Raw genomic sequence first — 18172 nt, forward strand, 5'->3', positions numbered from 1 at the left:
GCTAAACTGGAACCGAAACATGGGACGCAATCTCTACATCCTCGCAGCGACGTTGGGCGGCCTTGGCCTGCTCTCGCTGCTGATCTCCCTCAGCAGCTTCGTGCACACCGCGGGCTCGCCGAGCGACGCCCCGATGTGGCGCATGATGGGCATCGGGCTGATTCTGTTCTCGCTCATAGCAGCGCTGGGCGGCACGCTGTCCTCGCTCTTTGAGCAGGCAGACCGGCGCGCCGCCGAACAGCGGCAGCTCGAGCGCACGGAGCGCCGCCGCAGGGCGCGTTAGACCGCACCGATCTACAATGAGTGTTGGCGCGCTTCGCGTCGAAGGAGTGCCGCGCCCACGCGATGGGACGCGGCGGGAGTGGACAAGAGCGATGTTTGAAGTCACCGTGCAGGCAGGTTTTTCTTCCGGGCACTTCCTGCGCAACTACAAAGGCAAGTGCGAGAACCCGCACGGTCACAACTACCGCGTGCTGGTCACGCTCGTCGGCCAGGAGCTGGACGCGAGCGGCCTTCTGCTGGACTTCAAGGAGCTCAAGAACGTCCTACGCCCGACGGTCGAGTACCTCGATCACCAGATGATCAACGAGCTGGAGCCGTTCACGACCGTGAACCCCTCGGCCGAGAATCTGGCGAAGTACTTCTACGAGAAGACCAGCGACCACGTCGCGACGATGACCTCCGGCCGTGTGCGCGTAAAGGATTGCACCCTGTACGAGACCGATACGAGCTTCGCCCGATACTACGAATAACGGTCAGCAGGAATCTGGTGGGGCTAATCGATAGCCCGCCGCACCCAGCCGCGTACCTTCTCCGCTACCACGCCGTACAGCACATGGGAAGCGATCTCGCTGGTGTGCTCGCGGGGCGTCTGAGCTTCTGGATCGGCGCCCAGATCAAGCGCGGGCAGCGCGGTGTCGTGGGTAAGCGTCATCAGCGCCATCCCGAAGGCTGCGCCTTCCTTGGCGGTGGCAGCGGGGTAGTACTCCGCCAGCGCGCCGTAGGCAGCACCGGCTGCAGCTCCAAAGGCCCAGTGAAGGCCCTCGGCTGCGATGTGCTTCGTCTGCGGAGAGAGCTTATGGCCTGCGAGTCGCTCGGCGAGCTCCTCAGGTGGCTCCGGCTCCCCATGGGTGCGGGGAGGGTAAAAGCGTTCCGCCAGAGACTTGGCTGCGGTGGCGACCACACCGGCGACGAGGCCAGCGATCAGCGCCTTGGAGAGCGAGCGGGTTGGGTTCGTTTCGCGCACAGCCTGATGAGATGCGCGCCCAGGCCGGGCGCGCTGCATCCGCAACAGAAACCTAGAAGGTATAGCCGGTCGGACGGCGACGGCGACCGTTCAGGGTCGGGTCGTCCTCATCCTCGGCGTCGTCATTGAAGTCGTCGTCCTCGAGGTCGTCCTCGTCCTCATCGTCTTCTTCGTCCTCAACCTCGTCATCGTCCTCGAGGTCATCCTCGTCCTCGTCGTCATCTTCGTCCTCATCCTCGTCGTCCTCGAAGTCCTCATCGTCTTCGAGATCGTCGTCATCTTCGTCCTCATCCTCTTCCTCCTCGTCTTCATCTTCGTCGTTGAGGGCCGCGAAGAGAGGCATCGGAGCTTCCGCTACGGGGAAGAAAGGGGACGGGTTGAGGCCTTCGAGCTGGGCGGGCGAGCTGCCGGCGAGGGCCAGCAGCAGCGGGCTGTTGAGGTCCATGGCGGCAAGCGGCTGGATGGAAAACATCGATCGTCTCCTCGTGGGAACTTCCCACGTGCGGGTTTAGATGCGGCGGGCTTCGATCCGCCCCAATATTATTGCCTGAGTTCTAGTCATCTGTTGTGACGACTTACGCCTGAAATTGAGCGAGCTGTTCCTGTGTGGGCCGCGGCGAGAGGAGGCTGACGACGAGCAGTCCCACCAGCGAGGCGAGCAACGCTGGGAGGATGGCGTCCTGCTGGCCGATCGCCGGGGGAAGAAGCGGCCCGAGGCGGTCCCACGCAAGCGTTACGACGGTTCCCGCCGCGATGCTGGCTACAGCCCCCCAGGCGGTGGCGCGCTTCCAGAAAAACGCCGCCAGGATCACCGGCGTCAGCCCGGCGGAGTAGATGGTGTAGGCCTGCAGGCTCTTCTCCAGCACGCTGGTGACGGCGATGGACTGAATCAAAGCCCAGGCCCCAAGCAGGACCACCATGGCGCGCGACACCAGCAGCACCTCGCTGTTCGAGCCCTCTGGGCGAACGTAGCGCACAAAGATGTCGTTGACCAGGTTGGTCGCCGGCGAGAACAGGTAGTTATTGGCGGTGGAGACCACCTTGGCGAAGATCGCCCCGACCAGCAGCGCGCCCAGCAGCTGGAGCAGCGGGCTGCCGTTGAAGGCGTGCGTCGCCGTGTAGGCCAACACCTCGCGAGGGTTCTGCGCGACCTCCCCGGTTCGGAAGATCGCCGATCCCACCACCGCGACGGCAACGATGACGCTCTCGAGGATCACCGTACCGACGATCCAGCCCAACGTGGCTCGCGTGGCATCCTTCTCGCTCTTCGCGGAGAAGAACTTCTGGTACATCGACTGGTTGCCGAGCATCAGCAGGCACGTCGGCAGGAAGATCGCCAGCGCCGACTTCACCTGCTCGTGCGACCCGTCCGGCAGCGTGCGCGTGTAGCTGGAGACGGGCCGCAGGTCGCCAAAGAGCTGGAAGTGTGTGGCGGGCAGGGCCGCCTGCACCCCGCTCCAGCCGCCGGCGAGATGGATCAGCACCGGTAGCGCGACGATCAAGGTCGCCGTCGCCAGCATGCCGATCACGACATCCATATAGGCCACCGACCCCATCCCCGCGATGGCGGTGAAGACAATGACGAAAGCCGCCAGGATGTAACGCCCATGGATCGAGGTGATCTGCGGGAAAATCAGATGGATGATATCGCCGCCGCCGATGAACTGGTAGCTGGTGATCGCGGTGTAGGCGAACAATACGGCGATGACGCCCAGCACGCGCGCCGTCTGGTTGTAGCGCGCCTCCAGCAGGTCCGGGATGGTGAACTGCGCAAACTTCCGCGCCCGCGGAGCGATGAAGTAGATCAGCGCCAGGCCGGCCCATCCTCCGGCAGCCTGCCACAGCGCCGCGAAGCCATGCTTGTAGGCATTCTCCGCTCCGCCCAGCAGCGACCCGGAGCCGATCCAGCTCGACAGCAGCGTAAAGACCAGTACAAACGCCGGCAAGGAGCGTCCCGCGACCAGGTAGTCCGCCTTGGTCTTCGTCTTGCCCAGGCGCGCGAGAGACACGCCCAGCAGCGTGACAACGATAAGACCGAGAACGACGACGTAGAGAGTCATGGGTGCGGTCATTCTACCGAAATGGTGACAGCAGGATGGGTGACGGCTGTTCGGCTCTCCCAATCGCAAATATCGTCGAACGCAAACGCAGGACGTGCGTCCTGTGTACCAGAACCAGGAGATGGCTCATATGCGGAGAATTGCTTTGCACAGAAGGGGCCGGTGGCCCGTCGTCATAGCTATCGCAAGCTGGCTCGTGTTTGCTCTGCAAGTCGCGACCTGCCAGAGCCCCAAACCGATGTCCGCAGATGCGGATCCGAGCTTCGAAGTCGCCACCCTCAAGCCCGTTGATCCGGGTAATACCACGCAGAAGTACTTTCGCATCGTCGGACGGCGCTACATGGCTCACAATGTCTCGTTCGCGGATCTGATCGAGATCTCTTACAGCGTTCATCCACGCCAGATCGTGGGCGGTCCGGTCTGGGTCGAAGGGGAGAAGTTCGACCTCGTCGGTGTTCCGAATGGCGAGGGCGACCCAAGCGTGAAACAGTGGATCGGCATGCTTCAGAAGCTACTCACCGAACGTTTCGGGCTCGCCTTTCACCATGAACAGCGCGAACTCTCTGTATATGCCCTCACGGTGGACAAAGGAGGGCAGCATAACCTCTCGAAGAGTGCGAGCACAAGCGCATTTCCGAGTCTGGAGTTTCACCCCGGCGCAAACGGCCTCGTTCTTCCCGCAAGAAACACGACCCTGGCGCAGTTCACCACGATGATGCAGATGATCGTGCTCGACCGGCCAGTAGCCGACCACACCGGCATTACAGGAAGAATTGACTTTGATCTGACGTTTACGCCGGATGACTCGCAGTTTCAGGGGCATCCTCCTCAGCAGGCTTCGGCTGCGTCCGGTGCTGAGCCGGCGCCAGGGCTCTTCCAGGCGCTTCCGGAGCAGCTGGGCCTGAGGCTCAGCCCCGCGAAGAGTCCAATGGATGTGCTCGTCATCGACCGAGCTGAGAGGCCGCTCGCGAACTGATGGCGCCGGATCACGCACCCCTCCACCGGTGCAAGCGCGGCTTTGTCCGTCCTTGCGAGCCTTCAGGGCTGATTGGTTGCAGAAGGCCATCCGCCTTCGAGCTATGGATGGCCGAGGTGCCGCGCACGCCGCGCGTAAACTAAGCCTCATGTTTTTTCGGTTTCCCTCCGTAGCGCTTCTCACGGTTGCCGCTGGCAGCCTCATCGCACAAACTCCTTCCGTCACGCTGGCTGTTGACCTCACCGATGCTCCACGGCACATTCTGCACGCGAAGGAAACGCTGGAGGTCCAGCCGGGGCCGCTGACGCTCGAGTACCCCAAGTGGATCCCCGGCGAGCACATGCCCGACGGCCCCATCCAGAACCAGGCCGGCTTTATCATAAGTACGCCAAGTGGCGAGCGCGTGAAGTGGGAGCGCGACCCGGTGGAGATGTATGCGTATCACCTGACGGTGCCGCAGGGCGTCACCAAGCTCAACATCGCGATGGACTTCCTCGCCGTCTCGGGAGGTTCATTCACTGCCGGCGGATCAACCAGCAACAACCTCGCATTGCTGAGCTGGAACACGCTCATCGTCGCGCCGCATGGCGTCGATCCCGCGAAGAGCATGGTCACGCCATCGGTGATGCTGCCCATGTACTGGAAGGCCGGAACCGCGCTGACCCCGTCGGACGCACCGGGCGCCGGAACCATCGAGATCGCCAGGCCGGGCAACGGAAACTCAAGTGGGCAACTGATCCACTACGCCGCAGTCTCGATGGAGCAACTCATCGATTCGCCAGTGCTCGCCGGTCGTTGGTTCCGCGAGATCCCCCTCGCGCCCGAAATTACGCCAAAGCACTTCCTCGATCTCGCCGGTGACGGCCCGGAAGACATCAAGCTCTCCGACGAGCACATCGCAGAGTTCTCGCGGCTCATCCGCGAGACGGGCTCGCTGTACAAGTCGCGGCATTACAACTCGTATCACTTCCTCGTCACGCTTTCGGACCAGGTCGCGCACTTTGGCCTCGAACACCACCAGTCGTCCGACGACCGCGTGGCCGAGAAGACCTTTGTCGACGACGATCAGTTCATCGCCAATGGCCTGCTGCTGCCGCATGAGTTTACCCACTCGTGGAACGGCAAGTATCGCCGCCCCATCGGCCTCGCAACGGGTAACTACGAAGACCCGATGAAGGGCAATCTGCTGTGGGTCTACGAGGGCCTCACCGAGTACCTCGGCGATGTGCTCGCTGCGCGTTGCGGCATCTGGAACAACGCCATCTATCGCGACCGGCTCGCCACCATCGCGGCGTACCTCAACGATGCCCGCCCCGGGCGCACCTGGCGCGACCTCCAGGACACGGCGACCATGGCGCAGATCCTTTACACAACCGGCGGAGCCTTCGACAACTTCCGCCGCAACACGGATTTCTACGACGAGGGCGAGCTGTTGTGGCTCGAAGTCGACCTCACCATCCGCTCCAAGACCGAAGGCAAGAAGTCGTTGAATGATTTCGCAGCAGCATTCCATGGACTCAACGGCAATACCGGCCCGATGGTCGTGCCCTATGACTTCGACGACGTCGTCAAAGGCCTGAACGCCGTCGTACCCAACGACTGGGCAGCCTTCCTGCGCACACGTTTGGACTCCAACGACTTCCACGCGCCGGAAACGGCAGGCATCGACGCGCTTTCAGGCTACAAGCTCACCTACTCTGACAAGCCCGACTACTGGTCGCAGCTCACCGAGAGTTCCGCAGGCGTGGGTGGCATCGACGCGCGCTACTCCATCGGTCTCGAAGTTGACTCGAACGGCATCGTGCAGGATGCGATCGTAGGCGGCGCGGCCTACAAAGCTGGCATCGCGCCGGGCTTCCATGTCGTCGCCGTGAACGGTCGAGGATACTCTGCGGCTCTCATGCACCAGGCCCTTCAGGACACAGTCGGCAACGGTCCCGCCGTTGAGCTTATCGTCGAAAACACGGGCTACTACAAGACGATTCGCATCGACTATCACGGTGGCGAGCGCTATCCGCACTTCGAGCGTGTACCTGGCACGGTGGATCGGCTCGATGACATCCTGGAGCCGATGGTGAAATAAGGCATGGAGTAGCGAATCGTGCGGCAAGCGGCGAGCCTCGGGTTCGCCGCTTTACTTTTAGCCGCAACCGCTCAGCGTCAAATCGCCGGCTGCGTGCCCGGCTCAGCCGCTGTTTGCTGCGGGATCTCCCCAGCCTTCTTCATGCCACGTTCGGCGACCGCAGCCTCGATCTCTGAGTTCACCTCCGCGCCCAGCAGCAGCATCAGTCCGCTGAGGTAGAACCACGTGAGCAGCACAATCACCGCGCCCAGTGAGCCATAGGTAAGCGAGTACGTGTTGAAGTAATGCAGGTAGATGCGCAGGCCGATGGAAGCGAGCAACCATCCTGAGATGCCCATCGCAGCTCCGGGCGTCAGCCATCGCCACGTTTTGTTCTTCAGGTCCGGGCCGAAGTAATAGATCACCGCGAAGAGCAGCATCAGCAGCGCAAGGACGGTGAGCGTCGCGATCGCATGGATCGAGATGATGGTGGCCCACGCGAGCCAGCGGTGGAAGATACGCACATGCGCGAAGCGCGCAGAAGCATCGGCCAGGAGCAGCACGCTCAGGTTGGCGGTGACGATGAGGCTGAGCAGCGCCGTTACCAGGATTGACGAGCCACGCGCCTTCCAGTACGGCCTTGTCTCCTTCACCTTGTAGACGGTGTTCATGCCGTCCTGCATCGCCGAGAAACCTACCGAGGCCGACCACAGCGCCGCGACGATGCCGAAGGTCAGCTTGCCACGCGTAGCTGCGGCGGTGGTCTGGTTGAAGGTGTCGATGACCATGTTGTACGCCGTCGGTGGAACCACCAGCGCGAGATACTGCAGCAGGTTCACGTAGACCTCGCGCGCGCGTTGGGCGACCAGCCCCACGAGCGCACTGGCGCACACCAGCGTCGGGAAGAGCGCGAACAGGAAGTAGTAGCCCATCTCCGCAGCACGCGAGAGCAGGTTGTCATCCAGCAGCGCGCTCAGCGTCCTTCGGCCGATCAGCGACGGCGGCACGCCCTGCAGGTCCCACAGGCTATGCAGCGGAGAGTGCGAAACCTGGTCCCAGATGCGCTGAGCCAGGGGATCGACGTGCGTAAGGGTGTGGTCCTTCGTTCGGGCCCGAGGATTGGACGAGGCATCGACCGGGGCGCCGTCGCTGGAAGCGGCCGGCTTAGTTTCAGCGGAAAGCATGGGAGGCCCATCTCTGGCGAGAGTGCGACTCGCGCCTGCAGGGTGAGATGCACTCCCGGACAGGGACGTTGGAGTTTCGTTTCGCCTTCACGGTTCGATTTAGTGCAGCGAATGCGCTCCACCGCGGATGGCATACAGGATCGACTCCAGCGCGCGCTCCGGATTGCCCTCCGGCACAGGCACATCCATCCGCTCGGCCATCTGCCGCGCGATCCGTTGCGCCATGGCCGCACGGGTCTCGAGCGAAAGATCCAGCGCGCGCGCGAAGAACGCATCAATGACGACGAGGTCCTGCTGGCCCAGCCGCGCGATCGCGTCGGCGGGAAAGATCGCCGGAACAGGCTGCGCCTGCCACGCCGGAGCCTGAGCAGCGACCAGCGAGTTCTGCTGCACCATCAGCGGCTGGTCCGCCAAACGCTCATGGATCACAATGGTGCCGACCACAAGGTCGCCCAGCCGCTTATTGCGCTTGTTGCACAGCATGGTGATGACGCCCACGAGATAGAAGCCGGGCATGTAATCCACGAATCGCATCAGGTTTCGCGCCAGGGCCTCGAAGAACGTGATCTGCCGCCCGGAGTCCTTCAGGACTCGTAGCTTCATCACCCGTTTGCCCGGCGTCTGCCCGCGCCACACCGCCTCGAAGATCGCGAAGTATCCCCACACTACGAGGAAGTTGAGGAAGACCAGAATTGCGGTCGCCCAGTGTTCGATCCACGATTCGCCACGGCCTGCATAGCGGGTTGCCGCCGTGGCCGCCGCCACCGCGACCAGGATCAATCCCTCCGCGAAAAAGAAGGCCAGGATCAGCAGGCCGTCGAGCAACGCCGCGACCAGCCGGCTTCCAATGCCCGCGACGCTGAAGCGCAAATCCACTTGCTCCGGCGTGTCGATGCTAAGCTGATCGCTAAAGTGGTGACGCTCGAAGCTTCCCATGCTCTGACCTCTGCCCTGAACCTATGCTGAGTAACGTTTGGATCAATCTACGCAAGGATAACTGGAGCCGGCTGGAGACGTTCGCCCGCCAGGCGGAATTGCACGGCGTTCGCTCGCTCACGCATGGCGAGCTCCGCGACTTCGGGCTGCTCTACCGGCAGGCTGCGGCGGATCTTTCGGCGGCGCGCGCCGACCGCGGCTCGCGCGCCATCGAACAATACCTCAACCAGGTAGTCAGCCGCGCGCATAACTATGTCTACTCCGGGCAGCGCATTTCGCCGCTCACCATCTGGCGATTCCTGGCGCACGGTTACCCTCGCCTCATCCGCCGCTTCAAGGGCTACGTCTATGCAGCAATCGCAATTACGCTCCTGACCGCCGCACTCGGCGCGATCATCACCATGGTCAAGCCGGAGTTCGGCGTCGCCTTCTTCGGTGCAGAGCGCATCGCCGACCTCGACAAGCAGAAGATGTGGACCGACAGCATCCTCAGCATGAAGCCCGAGACCTCTTCGTTCATCATGACGAACAACATCCTCGTCTGCTTCATGACCTTCGCCGGCGGCGTCACCGGCGGGCTGCTCACGCTGTATTCGCTCTTCAACAATGGGCTGATGCTCGGCATCATCGCCGTCATCTGCGCGCAGCATCACATGGCCATCAGCTTGTGGAGCTTCATCGCCGCGCACGGCGCGCTGGAGCTGCCGTCAATCATGTTCGCCGGAGCAGCTGGGCTGCGGCTCGGAGCTGGCATCCTCTTCCCCGGCAACCTGCGCCGTCGAGACTCGATTGCAGTCGCAGGCGTCGACGCGGTGCAGCTCGTCAGCGGAACGATTCCGCTGCTGATCATCGCAGGCACGCTCGAAGCGTTTCTCTCGCCAACGCACATCCCCGTCGGCATCAAGTTCGGCGTCGGCGCCGTGTTGTTCACGGGCCTTTGTTTGTGGCTCGCGCTAGGCGGCCGAAGTACAGCAGAAGAGCAGAGGAGCAGAACAGCAGAACAGTGATAGGCGCGAATCGTCGTCAGCATGCCGATTTAGCTACTCTGCTGTTCTGCTATTCCGCTGTTCTGCTGCTCCTAAATCATTCCCTTCGCCTTCACCTCGAGATACTGGCTCACCGCCTGCACACCGATCTCCTCAGCGGTCGTCTCGACGATGAGCACACCCGCGCGTTCGAGCCTCGCGATGCGCTCGCGGCGGCGCTCCAGCATCTCCTCAGCAGCCGCTGCATGGAACATCTGCGCGCTCGTCGTCGGCTCGCTGGCAGCCAGGGCATCGAGCTCCGGATGATGCAGCAACACCAGCACCACGAGGTGCCTGCGCGCGAGCTCACTCGCTGCGACGACGAGCTCCGGCTGACCTGCGGCGTCGGCAAGTTCGGTGATCCACACAATCAGCCCGCGCCGGCGTTGCACGTTCTTGATGCGCGCGACGGCGTTCAGATGATCGGCCTCGGCGGCCTCGCTGCGCGTCTGGCTCAGCAAGTCCAACAGCAGACGGAGGTGCATCGGCCCCGAGCCCGGCATCAGCAACTGCTGCACGCTGCGGCCGTAGGTCATCATGCCAAACTTGTCGCCGGAGATGGACACCACCTGCGAAAGCATCGTCGCCGCGGTGGTCGCCTGGTCGAGCTGCGTCACGGTCATTGCATGCGCGCGCTCGCGCTCGGAATCGGTCTCCGCCACGGCTTCGTTGACGGACCGCCGCAGCTCGAAGGCCGTGCGCGACAGGCGGCCCGCGTCCAGCACCACCCACACCTGCTGCGATCGCTCCACGGTGAACTGCCGCGTGACCAGCTTGCCTCGCCGCGCGGTCGCGGTCCAGCTCACGTTGCGCAGCTCGTCGCCGGGCTGGTAGTCGCGCAGCGAGTCGAAGTCGCGGCCGATGCCGCGCAGCTGCAGTTTGCGTCGCTGCATCTCGATCTGCCGCGCCCGCAGTAGGTAAAACTTCGTCGATCCGCGGCTGTCCTCATGCGCCGGAAACACCCGCACAGGCTGCGGCTGCGGACCTTCCATGCGATCGACCGCAGGCAGCGCCGAAGCCCAACGCTCCACGAGGCCAAGCCCGCTGCGATAACGCAGATACACGCTGCCCAACGCGAAGTCCCCGCGCTGGCTGGGACGCAGCGTCGTGACGCTGATGGTTTCGTCGCGAGGGAAGGCCTCGAGACGTTGCAGCTGAGGATCGAGGATCAACCCAGGATGCAGGTCATCGATCATGGTCATGCGCAGCACGGCGTTCGCCGTGTGGGTGAGGCCCAGCTCGACGCGCGTAGGCTCGCCAAGCTGTGGCGAATCTAGAAAAGTCCGCCGCACGGTGAAGCTTGTCGCTCGTGGAAGCTGCAGCAGGTCCGCCACGATGGCGAGGACCACAAGCACGTCCCACGCAAACATGAAGCCGATGGCTCGCGGATGATAGAACGCCGGGATAGAGAGCAGCAGGCCGCCCGCGAACAGAAACAACGCGCGTGGCGTCAGTCCGAACGCAAGCCATGGCACGCGCTTGCCCATGGGCTGCGCGATGGCTGTAGCGGCGGGTGGGATCAGGGTCCGCATGATCTCGGCCTACTTGGGCACCTGGGTGGCTGCCAGCACATCCCTCAACACGCGGTCGGGGTTCATGCCTTCGAGCTCCGCCTCAGGCCGCAGCACCAGGCGATGACGCAGCGTCGGCAGCGCGGCTTCCTTCACATCGTCGGGCACGACAAAGTCGCGGCCCTCGCGCGCCGCAAACGCCTTCGACGTAAGCAGCAGCGCCGCGCTCGCACGCGGGCTCGCGCCCAGCGAGATCGCCGGCCACTCACGCGTGCGGCGCACCACGGCCAGCATGTAGCTGAAGATGTCGTCCTCCACGCGCACGCTGCGAATCTCATGGCGCGCCGCGGCCAGCAGATCCTGCTGCACGGGCTCGATCGGGGTCTCCGCCAATGCAGCAGTCGTGTGCGCGGCGTGGTGGCGTTCCAGCACGATGCGCTCATCCGCCGCGCTCGGGTAGTCGATCATGATCTTCAGCAGGAAGCGGTCGAGCTGCGCTTCGGGCAGCGGATACGTACCCTCAAACTCGACAGGATTCTGCGTCGCGAAGACGGTGAAGAAATCGTTGAGTACATAGCGCTCGCCGTCGGCGGTCACCTGGCGCTCTTCCATGGACTCCAGCAGCGCGGCCTGCGTGCGCGGCGGCATGCGGTTGATCTCGTCGGTAAGCAGGAACTGCGTGAACACCGGGCCGGGATGAAAGCGAAAGCTACCCGGCTGGTCGCCGCTCGCGGGCGTGAAGATGTTCGTGCCCAGGATGTCCGCGGGCATCATGTCCGGCGTGCCCTGCACCCGGCGGAACTCGAGGCCGAGGAAGCGCGCCAGCGTCTTCACGGTAAGCGTCTTCGCGACTCCGGGAACGCCCTCAAGCAGCGCATGGCCGCCACACAGCATCGTCACCAGGGCCTGTTCGACGGCCTCCTGCTGACCGGCGATGATGCGCCCGATCTGATCGCGTCCGCGGGTAAAGAGTTCAGTAGCTGCGGCGACTCCAACTCCTGCGCCGGGTTCGTAGCTGGCCATGCTCGTCGTGTCTCCTGCTCGGTGGGTGATGCGTTGGGTCTTGTGCGTTCCTGGAACCGCGTGCTCCATTGTGACCTACAAGACGGCCTGAGGTATGGGGCTCTGCTTGTGCGCCGTTTTGCGAAGCTCGGGGCGAAGCATCGCGTGCAGCCGGACTTCGTACTCATGCAGCGCGCGGACCAGGTGCAGCGTACTGCGCCGAGTCAATTTCTTCTCGTCCGCTTCCGCCGCGTCTTCGAGCAGCTTCGCGAGGCCGCTCCAGTCCCCGCCCAGGCGCGTTGTCAGAGCTTCGGCGATAGCCCGGGACCCATCGGCGAGCGTGGCTTGCGAGAGCCCAGCCTCGCGCAGCAGCACACGGTCCAGTCTGCGCCGCGTTGCACCGATGGCGGCGATCCGCGCCCCTGCTCTCTCGTACAGGTCGCCCATGGACTCCGCGAACTCCACTGGCGACGAGCGCGGCAGCATGATCGGCGAACGTAGCGGCCCGCGCCTGCGGCTGTAGCTGAAGAGCAGCAGCACGGCAATCACAATGGTCTGCAGCGAAAGCCACGTGAGCGGCAGTCCGCGCGCATAATCCCACAGAGACTGCCGCGCGGTGCGCAGCGACTCATCGAAGTACACGCGCCGCCCGTGGCCGAGGTCTGGTCCCAGGCTGGCGAGCAGCAACCGCAGGTTGGCCTCATCCTTCAGGCCGCCGTTGGTCAGCGGCGTGGTTGCGGTCCACCAGATGGCCTCACCGCCCTTGGATCCCACGTTGAATCGCACAACAACAGGATCCAGCCCGCAGCGCTGCTCCACGCGGTACTGCGTGCCGGGCTTGGTCCAGCGCAGGTATGCCTCGAACTGCACAGCCCCGGCCGCCGCCAGTTCTCCAGGGCCTTCGGGTGTGGTGATGCACAGACCTTTGGTCAGCTGGCTGACGAACTCCGTCTTGCCGTCCAGCAGCTGCGCTCCGCCCCATCCGGTGGTCAGCACGCGGCCACCCTGCTCGACGAACCGTCGCAGTTCGCTGCTCAGCTCTTTGCTCTGCTGGTCTGTAAAGGTGGGGTCGGCGAGGATGAGCGTGGTGTGCGCGGCGTCCTCATCGCTCAAGTCCGCCAGCGGCCGCTCCCAACGCTCGGTGGGTACTCCCATGGCCTGCAGCGCAAGGAACGCAGCCTTGGCTCCGTGGCTGCCGGAGTTGAAGGTGCTCGGGCGCGGGTCATTGTTGTTGCTGGCAGGAGCGAGCAGCGCGATGACCACCACCATCGCCAGCGTGAGCCCCGCAATCGAGCCCAGTAGCCATTTGTCCATCCGGCTCAGGCGGTAGCTCATGCGGCTCCCCCAGCTGCGATCTCGCCGCCGAGTGATCCGGGCACCGGAGTCTCGGCAGTCGCCGTCGTGATGCGCTCATAGAGCGCACGCGCCTCGCGATACTCCGCGGCGTTGGAGCTTTCGAGGCCATACCAGACGCGCTCGAAGAGCCGCGTCAGCCGTGCCAGCGACTCGCGCTGAGCCCCTCCCGGAGCCAGCAGCCGGACATATTCCCTCGGCGTGCGCGAAGGATCATGCCGCCACGCCCGCCTGGACTCGAGGTGCAGAATCGCAGCCCAATAGAGTCCGTGCAGCGCCTCGCGCCAATCCTCGGCGGCACCCCGCTCGTTCGCATGCCGAGCCCAGTCGGTGGACTCGCGATCCCAAATGCCGGCATTGGCTGCCGGACCCGCCGCGAGCTTCACCTGCAGCCGCTGCTGCACCAGTGCGCGAAGAATCACGAAGGCCAGCCCAGCCGCGGCGCTGAGGAAGAAGCCCCACTCCAGCAGTGGCGCCAGCCATGGTGTCGAGTTGCCGATCTTGCCCGCCCCTTGAAATAGGCTCCCGATCGCCTGCCAGAAGCGCGCCGCCACACGGTCCAGCCACGAGGTGCCCTTCACCTCCTGGAACTCCGGCTGCGCGAGGACGGCGTTGACGTGTTTGCGTGCAAAGTCTTCGGCCGAATCAGACGCCCCAGCGTGTGCGGCTCCGGCCGCGCCATCCAGCTCCCCATCCAGCTCATCGAGCCGCGCCGCCGCATCCTTCATGCCTGCGGCCCGCGCGTCTGGCTTGGCCTTGTGGGCTTCGCCCATCGCGGTGCGCAGCCAGATCCAGTGCTGCGCATAGCCGCCCTTTTTGCCGGGCTCTCCCACGTTCGCATCGGCGGCCACCTTCTGCGCGTCGCAGGCATCAGCATTTGCCGCGCAGGCAGCCACCAGCGCCCGCATCGCGCCGATCTCCTGATGGAGCTCCGGCGCGGCGATGGTAGGCAGCGACTCGCCGAGAGCTGGCGTGCCGCAGACCAACGCAGCAGCCAGAGTCGTTATGAGCGCCCGCCCGGCGCCTGAGCTAGAGGCCTTCGCCATGATCGTTCGTACCCGGTATCGCTTCGCCCTGCATGGAGGCGTCCTGCGTAGAAGGCTCCGGAGCCGTTCGAGGAGTCTGAGGCCGCGCGACCAGCGCCTCATAGATTCCGCCCGTCGGCTCCGGCTGCGCCTCATCCCAGGTGATAAAGCGCGACTGCGGAGGCTGAACCCAGGGGCCGTCCTCGACTACGACTGCGGTGGTCGGGGCCATGGTCGCTGCGCCCGCGGCCTGGGGACCGCCCAGCAGCAGCTCCAGGTCCCATGCCTCCTGGCGTACTCGCTGGTCGAAGTACATCAGCCCCAGGCCAAGCGCCCCAATCGGTCCCACCAGGCTAATGCCGAGGAACGCGATCACGAGGTTGACGGCCTGCGCTCCCAGCGCCTCCTTGTGCTTGATCGCCGCCATGAAGATCAGGTAACCCAGCGGAGCTTCCAGCATGCTGACGACCAGGTACATCGCGAAGGCCACCAGCAGCACCACGAAGAGCTTTCCCTTGGCGCCCTTGGTGAGCACCTTGCTGCGGCGCATCGCAGCGCGGACCGGAAGGTTCTCGAGCACGGACGCCGGGATCGCCAGCGCGTTGCGCAGGTACAGGATGACTCCGACAGGAATGCCTGCCAGCGCGCCGAGAATGACGAGACCCCCGCCAGCCATCATCATCGTGGCGTCCTGACCGGCGGTGGCGCGCGTGCTGACCACCAGTCCCGGCACCACAAACAGCAGGTAGAGTCCCGCACTGGTGAAGAGCTGCCACACTCCGATGCCCAGGTACCGCAGCCAGCGGCCGGAGACCGCGCTGAAGGATCCGGCGATCGTGGCATCGCGTCCCTGGTAGGTCTCATAGAGCGCATGCATCAGCGCCGCATTGGCAACGGAGAAGACGAGGAACCCGATCAGGCTCGCCGTGTACCCCACGGCGATCGTCACGAGTGAGATTGTTGCCTGCGTCGCCCATGTGCGGAGAAAGTGAGCCAGCGCGACAGCGACCCCGGCCAGCAGAATCCGAATAAGTGCCGGGGCGGTCATCAGTCCACAGAAGAGCCAGAAGCGTGAGCGATAGACGGTGAAGATCCGATCCAGGATCTCGCCGAGCGACAGCGGGCGCAGCTCGTAGGCCGCGGTCTGGGGCGCTGGCGGCTGGGCTGGCGACGGGCTCCACGGGGTTGACGCCATGCGGACACTCCTTCCACTCCACCGCAGCCGTTGGCTCGGCGTATCCCGGCAGAGACCGGGCTCCACGGCGGCAGCTCGACTGGGCCGGCGCGATGTGCTGGATGGCGGAAGAATAGCATCCCTGTCCGCCCAGATGTGCCTTCGCCGGAACCTTGTCCACAACAATATTCGCGCCCCTGTAACCATCGCCCGGTAGCGTTGCTGCATGCGCCTCAGCTTTGTCATTCCGGCCTATAACGAAGAGGCCTATCTCCCCGCGTGCCTCGAATCGATCCAGGCGCAGATCACTCCCGAGTTGCGCGACTGCACGGAGATCATCGTCGTCAACAACGCCAGCACCGATCGCACGCGCGAGGTCGCGTTGCGTTTCCCGGGTGTCCGCGTCGTGGACGAGCCGCGCAAGGGGCTCACCTACGCCCGACAGGCTGGCTTCGCAGCCTCCACCGGCGATCTCATTGCGAACATCGACTCCGACTCGCGCCTCACGCCCGGCTGGCTGGCCAAGGTGCAGGCAGCCTTCGCCGAAGCGCCGAAGAACCCCGACCGGCCGCTGGTCTCCTTCTCCGGTCCGTTCCTCTACTTCGATCTCACCGCCTCGCAGCGTGTCTTCGTGCACGGCTTCTACATGTTGGCCTGGTGCACCTACGCGATGAATCGCTACATCCTGCGCGTAGGCTCCATGGTGCAGGGCGGCAACTTCGTGGTCACCCGCGAAGGGCTGGAGTCCATCGGCGGCTTCAACACGGCGATCACCTTCTACGGCGAGGATACGGACATCGCACGGCGTCTCAACGATGTCGGTGAGGTCCGCTTCACCTTCGACCTGAAGATGTTCTCCTCTGCCCGCCGCCTGAACAAGGAAGGCCTGTTCACGATGGCCGCTCGCTACTCCATCAACTACCTCTGGACGACCTTCATGAAGCGCCCCTTCACCGAGACGCACATCGATATCCGCGAACAGACCCAGGAGTAGAGCAGAGACAGTGAGTAGAGGGCAGTGAGCAGAGAGTAGAGGAAAGACCGAAGCCGTCGGGGATCTGCCCGGCGGCTTCTGCTTTCCGCGGCGAACTTCGCCTAGCTCCGGAGGGCATCGCTGCACAAAGAGTGAGGCCACCGGTGGTTGCCGGTGGCCATATCTTGCCCGTCTACTCACTACTCACTATTCACTGTCTCGCTAGATCCACTCCATCTCGCGCGTCGCATCGTTCACGCGGGGGAAGGCCAGGCTGAGCGGAGCGGCGACCGGCCCTTTGCCGAACAGCCGCGTGATACCGATGGCCGTACGTACCGCCAGTGGCGGCCGTCCGTCGGCCCACAGAGAGTGCAGGGTGCGCATCTGGCCGTTCGCATCGGGGTGGTACACACGCTCATCCCAACGCTGCCAGCCAGGCATGAACTCCGGGAAGTTCGTCACGGCATTGAGCGTCGATCTTACGATGCGCTGCTCCCAGCGCTCCTGGTACTGATCCATCACGTGCAGGTGGCTGCGCTTCTCCACGCGGATCTCTTCGACGAACTCCGTGAAGGTGTTCGCGCGCGTCAGGTTCAGCACCGCGTTGGGTTCCAGGCCGTGCCGATCGCCACCGGAGATCAGCAGCGTGTTCGTATCGCGGGCCAGGCGGATCACCTCGCGGTTCTCCTGCGCGTGGCGGAGGCCGTTCAGCTCGACCGCGTGGATCGTCTCACCGGCGCGCTGCAGGAAGCGCAGCACCTCGCAGGTGTGCAGGCAGTCGCCCACCTTGTGCAGGTCCCACAGCGGGTGGTTCAGCACGATCAGGATCTGCGGCGAATCATGCAGCTCGCGCAGCATCTGCAGCAGGATCTCGTCGTTGGGCTGGCGGGTGTAAGCCTCGAAGCGAGACATCCAGGTCACGGCATCGGCCGAAGGCACGTTGTGGATGCCGAGGTGGAAGATGCTCTGCCCGAACGGCGCCGACCACTCCACCGACATCGGAATGTGGCGCGAGCCCGGCAGCGTGCGCAGCAGGAAGCAGCCTTCCATCGTGTCGTGATCGGTGATCGAGACCAGCGACTTGAAGCCCAGCTTCTCGATCTGCCCGCACTCCAGGTCCCACGCCATGCGCGGCTGCAGCGGAGGACGCCAGTTGGCGCGATCGAAGTCCAGCTCGATGCCGAACTTGTTGCGCACATGCTTGCGGTAGTGCTGCTCCACGCTCTTTACGCCGGGAATCCACTGGCTCAGGGCATGGATGAAGTTAAGGGTCTCTTCGGACACGCTGGTGTGGCTATGCAGCGAGACGCCCGTGGTCAGCTCGCCGCCTGCAAGCGGCTCATCCCAGTTGTTGGTGATCCTCGACGTCAGTTGCATGGGTGTCGCGCCTCCGTTGCGCCGACCTGCCAGCTACCGCTTCTGCGGTGCTGGCATCAGAATGGTCGGCAGGCATGGACTGGAGGTGTCGGAAATAAGAAAATGCCTTCAATTTTGGGCAGGTTCCGCAAGAGGTACATATTTGTTTCAAAGCGGTACGCCACGGTTCCCGCGCATGTGCCTCGACCCCAACCGCTGTAAGCCCTGCGCATACTTCGCTTTGAAGGGACGGGGCTCCGGCCCCGCCGCAATGCGTCTGGAAAACGCT

Annotated in this window: 17 protein-coding genes; 6 read left to right on the top strand and 11 right to left on the bottom strand. The window is 64.1% G+C overall.

Annotated features, from left to right (window positions below):
- Window positions 1-19: 19 nt before the first annotated feature.
- Window positions 20-283 (top strand): hypothetical protein, encoded by a 264-nt coding sequence (locus tag AC5E6W_RS19140; RefSeq protein ID WP_491753937.1) that lies wholly within the window; start codon window positions 20-22, stop codon window positions 281-283.
- A gap of 91 nt (window positions 284-374) precedes the next feature.
- Window positions 375-752 (top strand): 6-carboxytetrahydropterin synthase QueD, encoded by a 378-nt coding sequence (gene queD / locus AC5E6W_RS19145; protein WP_491753938.1) that lies wholly within the window; start codon window positions 375-377, stop codon window positions 750-752.
- Window positions 753-775: 23 nt separating this feature from the next.
- Here the strand turns inward: queD and AC5E6W_RS19150 are convergent, their stop codons facing one another.
- The 3 genes from AC5E6W_RS19150 to AC5E6W_RS19160 all read right to left on the bottom strand — a co-directional run bounded on the left by AC5E6W_RS19150 (window position 776) and on the right by AC5E6W_RS19160 (window position 3306).
- Complete coding sequence (locus AC5E6W_RS19150; RefSeq protein ID WP_491753939.1) at window positions 776-1246, bottom strand: DUF1440 domain-containing protein; 471 nt, start codon at window positions 1244-1246, stop codon at window positions 776-778.
- A 52-nt stretch (window positions 1247-1298) separates the two neighbouring features.
- The gene (locus AC5E6W_RS19155; protein ID WP_491753940.1) at window positions 1299-1718 is read right to left on the bottom strand and encodes a hypothetical protein; all 420 of its coding nucleotides are present in this window, start codon (window positions 1716-1718) and stop codon (window positions 1299-1301) included.
- A gap of 103 nt (window positions 1719-1821) precedes the next feature.
- Entirely contained in the window at window positions 1822-3306 is a 1485-nt protein-coding gene (locus tag AC5E6W_RS19160) for a sodium:solute symporter family protein (RefSeq protein WP_491753941.1), read from the bottom strand.
- Window positions 3307-3544: 238 nt separating this feature from the next.
- Between AC5E6W_RS19160 and AC5E6W_RS19165 the strand changes: the two genes are divergently transcribed.
- Both AC5E6W_RS19165 and AC5E6W_RS19170 read left to right on the top strand, forming a co-directional pair.
- Window positions 3545-4282, top strand: coding sequence for a TIGR03435 family protein (locus AC5E6W_RS19165; RefSeq protein ID WP_491753942.1), 738 nt, complete (start codon window positions 3545-3547; stop codon window positions 4280-4282).
- A 148-nt stretch (window positions 4283-4430) separates the two neighbouring features.
- Window positions 4431-6365, top strand: coding sequence for a M61 family metallopeptidase (locus AC5E6W_RS19170; RefSeq protein WP_491753943.1), 1935 nt, complete (start codon window positions 4431-4433; stop codon window positions 6363-6365).
- Window positions 6366-6442: 77 nt separating this feature from the next.
- Here the strand turns inward: AC5E6W_RS19170 and AC5E6W_RS19175 are convergent, their stop codons facing one another.
- Both AC5E6W_RS19175 and AC5E6W_RS19180 read right to left on the bottom strand, forming a co-directional pair.
- Window positions 6443-7528, bottom strand: coding sequence for a YihY/virulence factor BrkB family protein (locus AC5E6W_RS19175; protein WP_491753944.1), 1086 nt, complete (start codon window positions 7526-7528; stop codon window positions 6443-6445).
- A gap of 99 nt (window positions 7529-7627) precedes the next feature.
- Window positions 7628-8464, bottom strand: coding sequence for an RDD family protein (locus AC5E6W_RS19180; protein WP_491753945.1), 837 nt, complete (start codon window positions 8462-8464; stop codon window positions 7628-7630).
- 23 nt (window positions 8465-8487) lie between these two features.
- Between AC5E6W_RS19180 and AC5E6W_RS19185 the strand changes: the two genes are divergently transcribed.
- The gene (locus AC5E6W_RS19185) at window positions 8488-9471 is read left to right on the top strand and encodes a stage II sporulation protein M (protein ID WP_491753946.1); all 984 of its coding nucleotides are present in this window, start codon (window positions 8488-8490) and stop codon (window positions 9469-9471) included.
- 71 nt (window positions 9472-9542) lie between these two features.
- On the opposite strand, the gene AC5E6W_RS19190 is transcribed toward AC5E6W_RS19185, so the two are convergent.
- From AC5E6W_RS19190 to AC5E6W_RS19210, 5 genes are all read right to left on the bottom strand, one after another.
- Window positions 9543-11021 (bottom strand): DUF58 domain-containing protein, encoded by a 1479-nt coding sequence (locus AC5E6W_RS19190; RefSeq protein ID WP_491753947.1) that lies wholly within the window; start codon window positions 11019-11021, stop codon window positions 9543-9545.
- A 9-nt stretch (window positions 11022-11030) separates the two neighbouring features.
- Window positions 11031-12023: an AAA family ATPase gene (locus tag AC5E6W_RS19195; RefSeq protein ID WP_491753948.1), complete on the bottom strand. Its 993-nt coding sequence runs from the start codon at window positions 12021-12023 to the stop codon at window positions 11031-11033.
- 75 nt (window positions 12024-12098) lie between these two features.
- On the bottom strand, window positions 12099-13337 hold the full coding sequence (locus tag AC5E6W_RS19200; RefSeq protein ID WP_491753949.1) for a DUF4350 domain-containing protein: 1239 nt from the start codon (window positions 13335-13337) through the stop codon (window positions 12099-12101).
- The gene (locus tag AC5E6W_RS19205; RefSeq protein ID WP_491753950.1) at window positions 13334-14401 is read right to left on the bottom strand and encodes a DUF4129 domain-containing protein; all 1068 of its coding nucleotides are present in this window, start codon (window positions 14399-14401) and stop codon (window positions 13334-13336) included. The genes AC5E6W_RS19200 and AC5E6W_RS19205 overlap by 4 nt, the downstream gene beginning before the upstream one ends.
- Window positions 14385-15575 carry a hypothetical protein gene (locus AC5E6W_RS19210; RefSeq protein ID WP_491753951.1) on the bottom strand — a complete coding sequence of 397 codons (1191 nt, stop codon included), beginning with the start codon at window positions 15573-15575 and terminating at the stop codon, window positions 14385-14387. Before AC5E6W_RS19210 ends, AC5E6W_RS19205 begins: the two co-directional genes overlap by 17 nt.
- Before the next feature lie 205 nt (window positions 15576-15780).
- Here AC5E6W_RS19210 and AC5E6W_RS19215 point away from each other — a divergent pair, with 205 nt between their 5' ends.
- Complete coding sequence (locus AC5E6W_RS19215; RefSeq protein WP_491753952.1) at window positions 15781-16548, top strand: glycosyltransferase family 2 protein; 768 nt, start codon at window positions 15781-15783, stop codon at window positions 16546-16548.
- A 201-nt stretch (window positions 16549-16749) separates the two neighbouring features.
- On the opposite strand, the gene AC5E6W_RS19220 is transcribed toward AC5E6W_RS19215, so the two are convergent.
- Window positions 16750-17904, bottom strand: a complete 1155-nt coding sequence (locus tag AC5E6W_RS19220) for a PHP domain-containing protein (RefSeq protein ID WP_491753953.1) — start codon at window positions 17902-17904, stop codon at window positions 16750-16752.
- Between the last annotated feature and the right edge of the window lie 268 nt (window positions 17905-18172).

The sequence above is a fragment of the Bryocella sp. genome (assembly GCF_058498515.1).

Excerpts from the sequence above, each read along its gene's own strand:
- AC5E6W_RS19140 (WP_491753937.1), top strand. The coding sequence starts at position 20 with ATGGGACGCAATCTCTACATCCTCGCAGCGACGTTGGGCGGCCTTGGC.
- queD (WP_491753938.1), top strand. The coding sequence starts at position 375 with ATGTTTGAAGTCACCGTGCAGGCAGGTTTTTCTTCCGGGCACTTCCTG.
- AC5E6W_RS19155 (WP_491753940.1), bottom strand. The coding sequence starts at position 1,718 with ATGTTTTCCATCCAGCCGCTTGCCGCCATGGACCTCAACAGCCCGCTG.
- AC5E6W_RS19160 (WP_491753941.1), bottom strand. The coding sequence starts at position 3,306 with ATGACTCTCTACGTCGTCGTTCTCGGTCTTATCGTTGTCACGCTGCTG.
- AC5E6W_RS19165 (WP_491753942.1), top strand. The coding sequence starts at position 3,545 with ATGTCCGCAGATGCGGATCCGAGCTTCGAAGTCGCCACCCTCAAGCCC.
- AC5E6W_RS19170 (WP_491753943.1), top strand. The coding sequence starts at position 4,431 with ATGTTTTTTCGGTTTCCCTCCGTAGCGCTTCTCACGGTTGCCGCTGGC.
- AC5E6W_RS19175 (WP_491753944.1), bottom strand. The coding sequence starts at position 7,528 with ATGCTTTCCGCTGAAACTAAGCCGGCCGCTTCCAGCGACGGCGCCCCG.
- AC5E6W_RS19180 (WP_491753945.1), bottom strand. The coding sequence starts at position 8,464 with ATGGGAAGCTTCGAGCGTCACCACTTTAGCGATCAGCTTAGCATCGAC.
- AC5E6W_RS19185 (WP_491753946.1), top strand. The coding sequence starts at position 8,488 with ATGCTGAGTAACGTTTGGATCAATCTACGCAAGGATAACTGGAGCCGG.
- AC5E6W_RS19190 (WP_491753947.1), bottom strand. The coding sequence starts at position 11,021 with ATGCGGACCCTGATCCCACCCGCCGCTACAGCCATCGCGCAGCCCATG.
- AC5E6W_RS19195 (WP_491753948.1), bottom strand. The coding sequence starts at position 12,023 with ATGGCCAGCTACGAACCCGGCGCAGGAGTTGGAGTCGCCGCAGCTACT.
- AC5E6W_RS19200 (WP_491753949.1), bottom strand. The coding sequence starts at position 13,337 with ATGAGCTACCGCCTGAGCCGGATGGACAAATGGCTACTGGGCTCGATT.
- AC5E6W_RS19205 (WP_491753950.1), bottom strand. The coding sequence starts at position 14,401 with ATGGCGAAGGCCTCTAGCTCAGGCGCCGGGCGGGCGCTCATAACGACT.
- AC5E6W_RS19210 (WP_491753951.1), bottom strand. The coding sequence starts at position 15,575 with ATGGCGTCAACCCCGTGGAGCCCGTCGCCAGCCCAGCCGCCAGCGCCC.
- AC5E6W_RS19215 (WP_491753952.1), top strand. The coding sequence starts at position 15,781 with ATGCGCCTCAGCTTTGTCATTCCGGCCTATAACGAAGAGGCCTATCTC.
- AC5E6W_RS19220 (WP_491753953.1), bottom strand. The coding sequence starts at position 17,904 with ATGCAACTGACGTCGAGGATCACCAACAACTGGGATGAGCCGCTTGCA.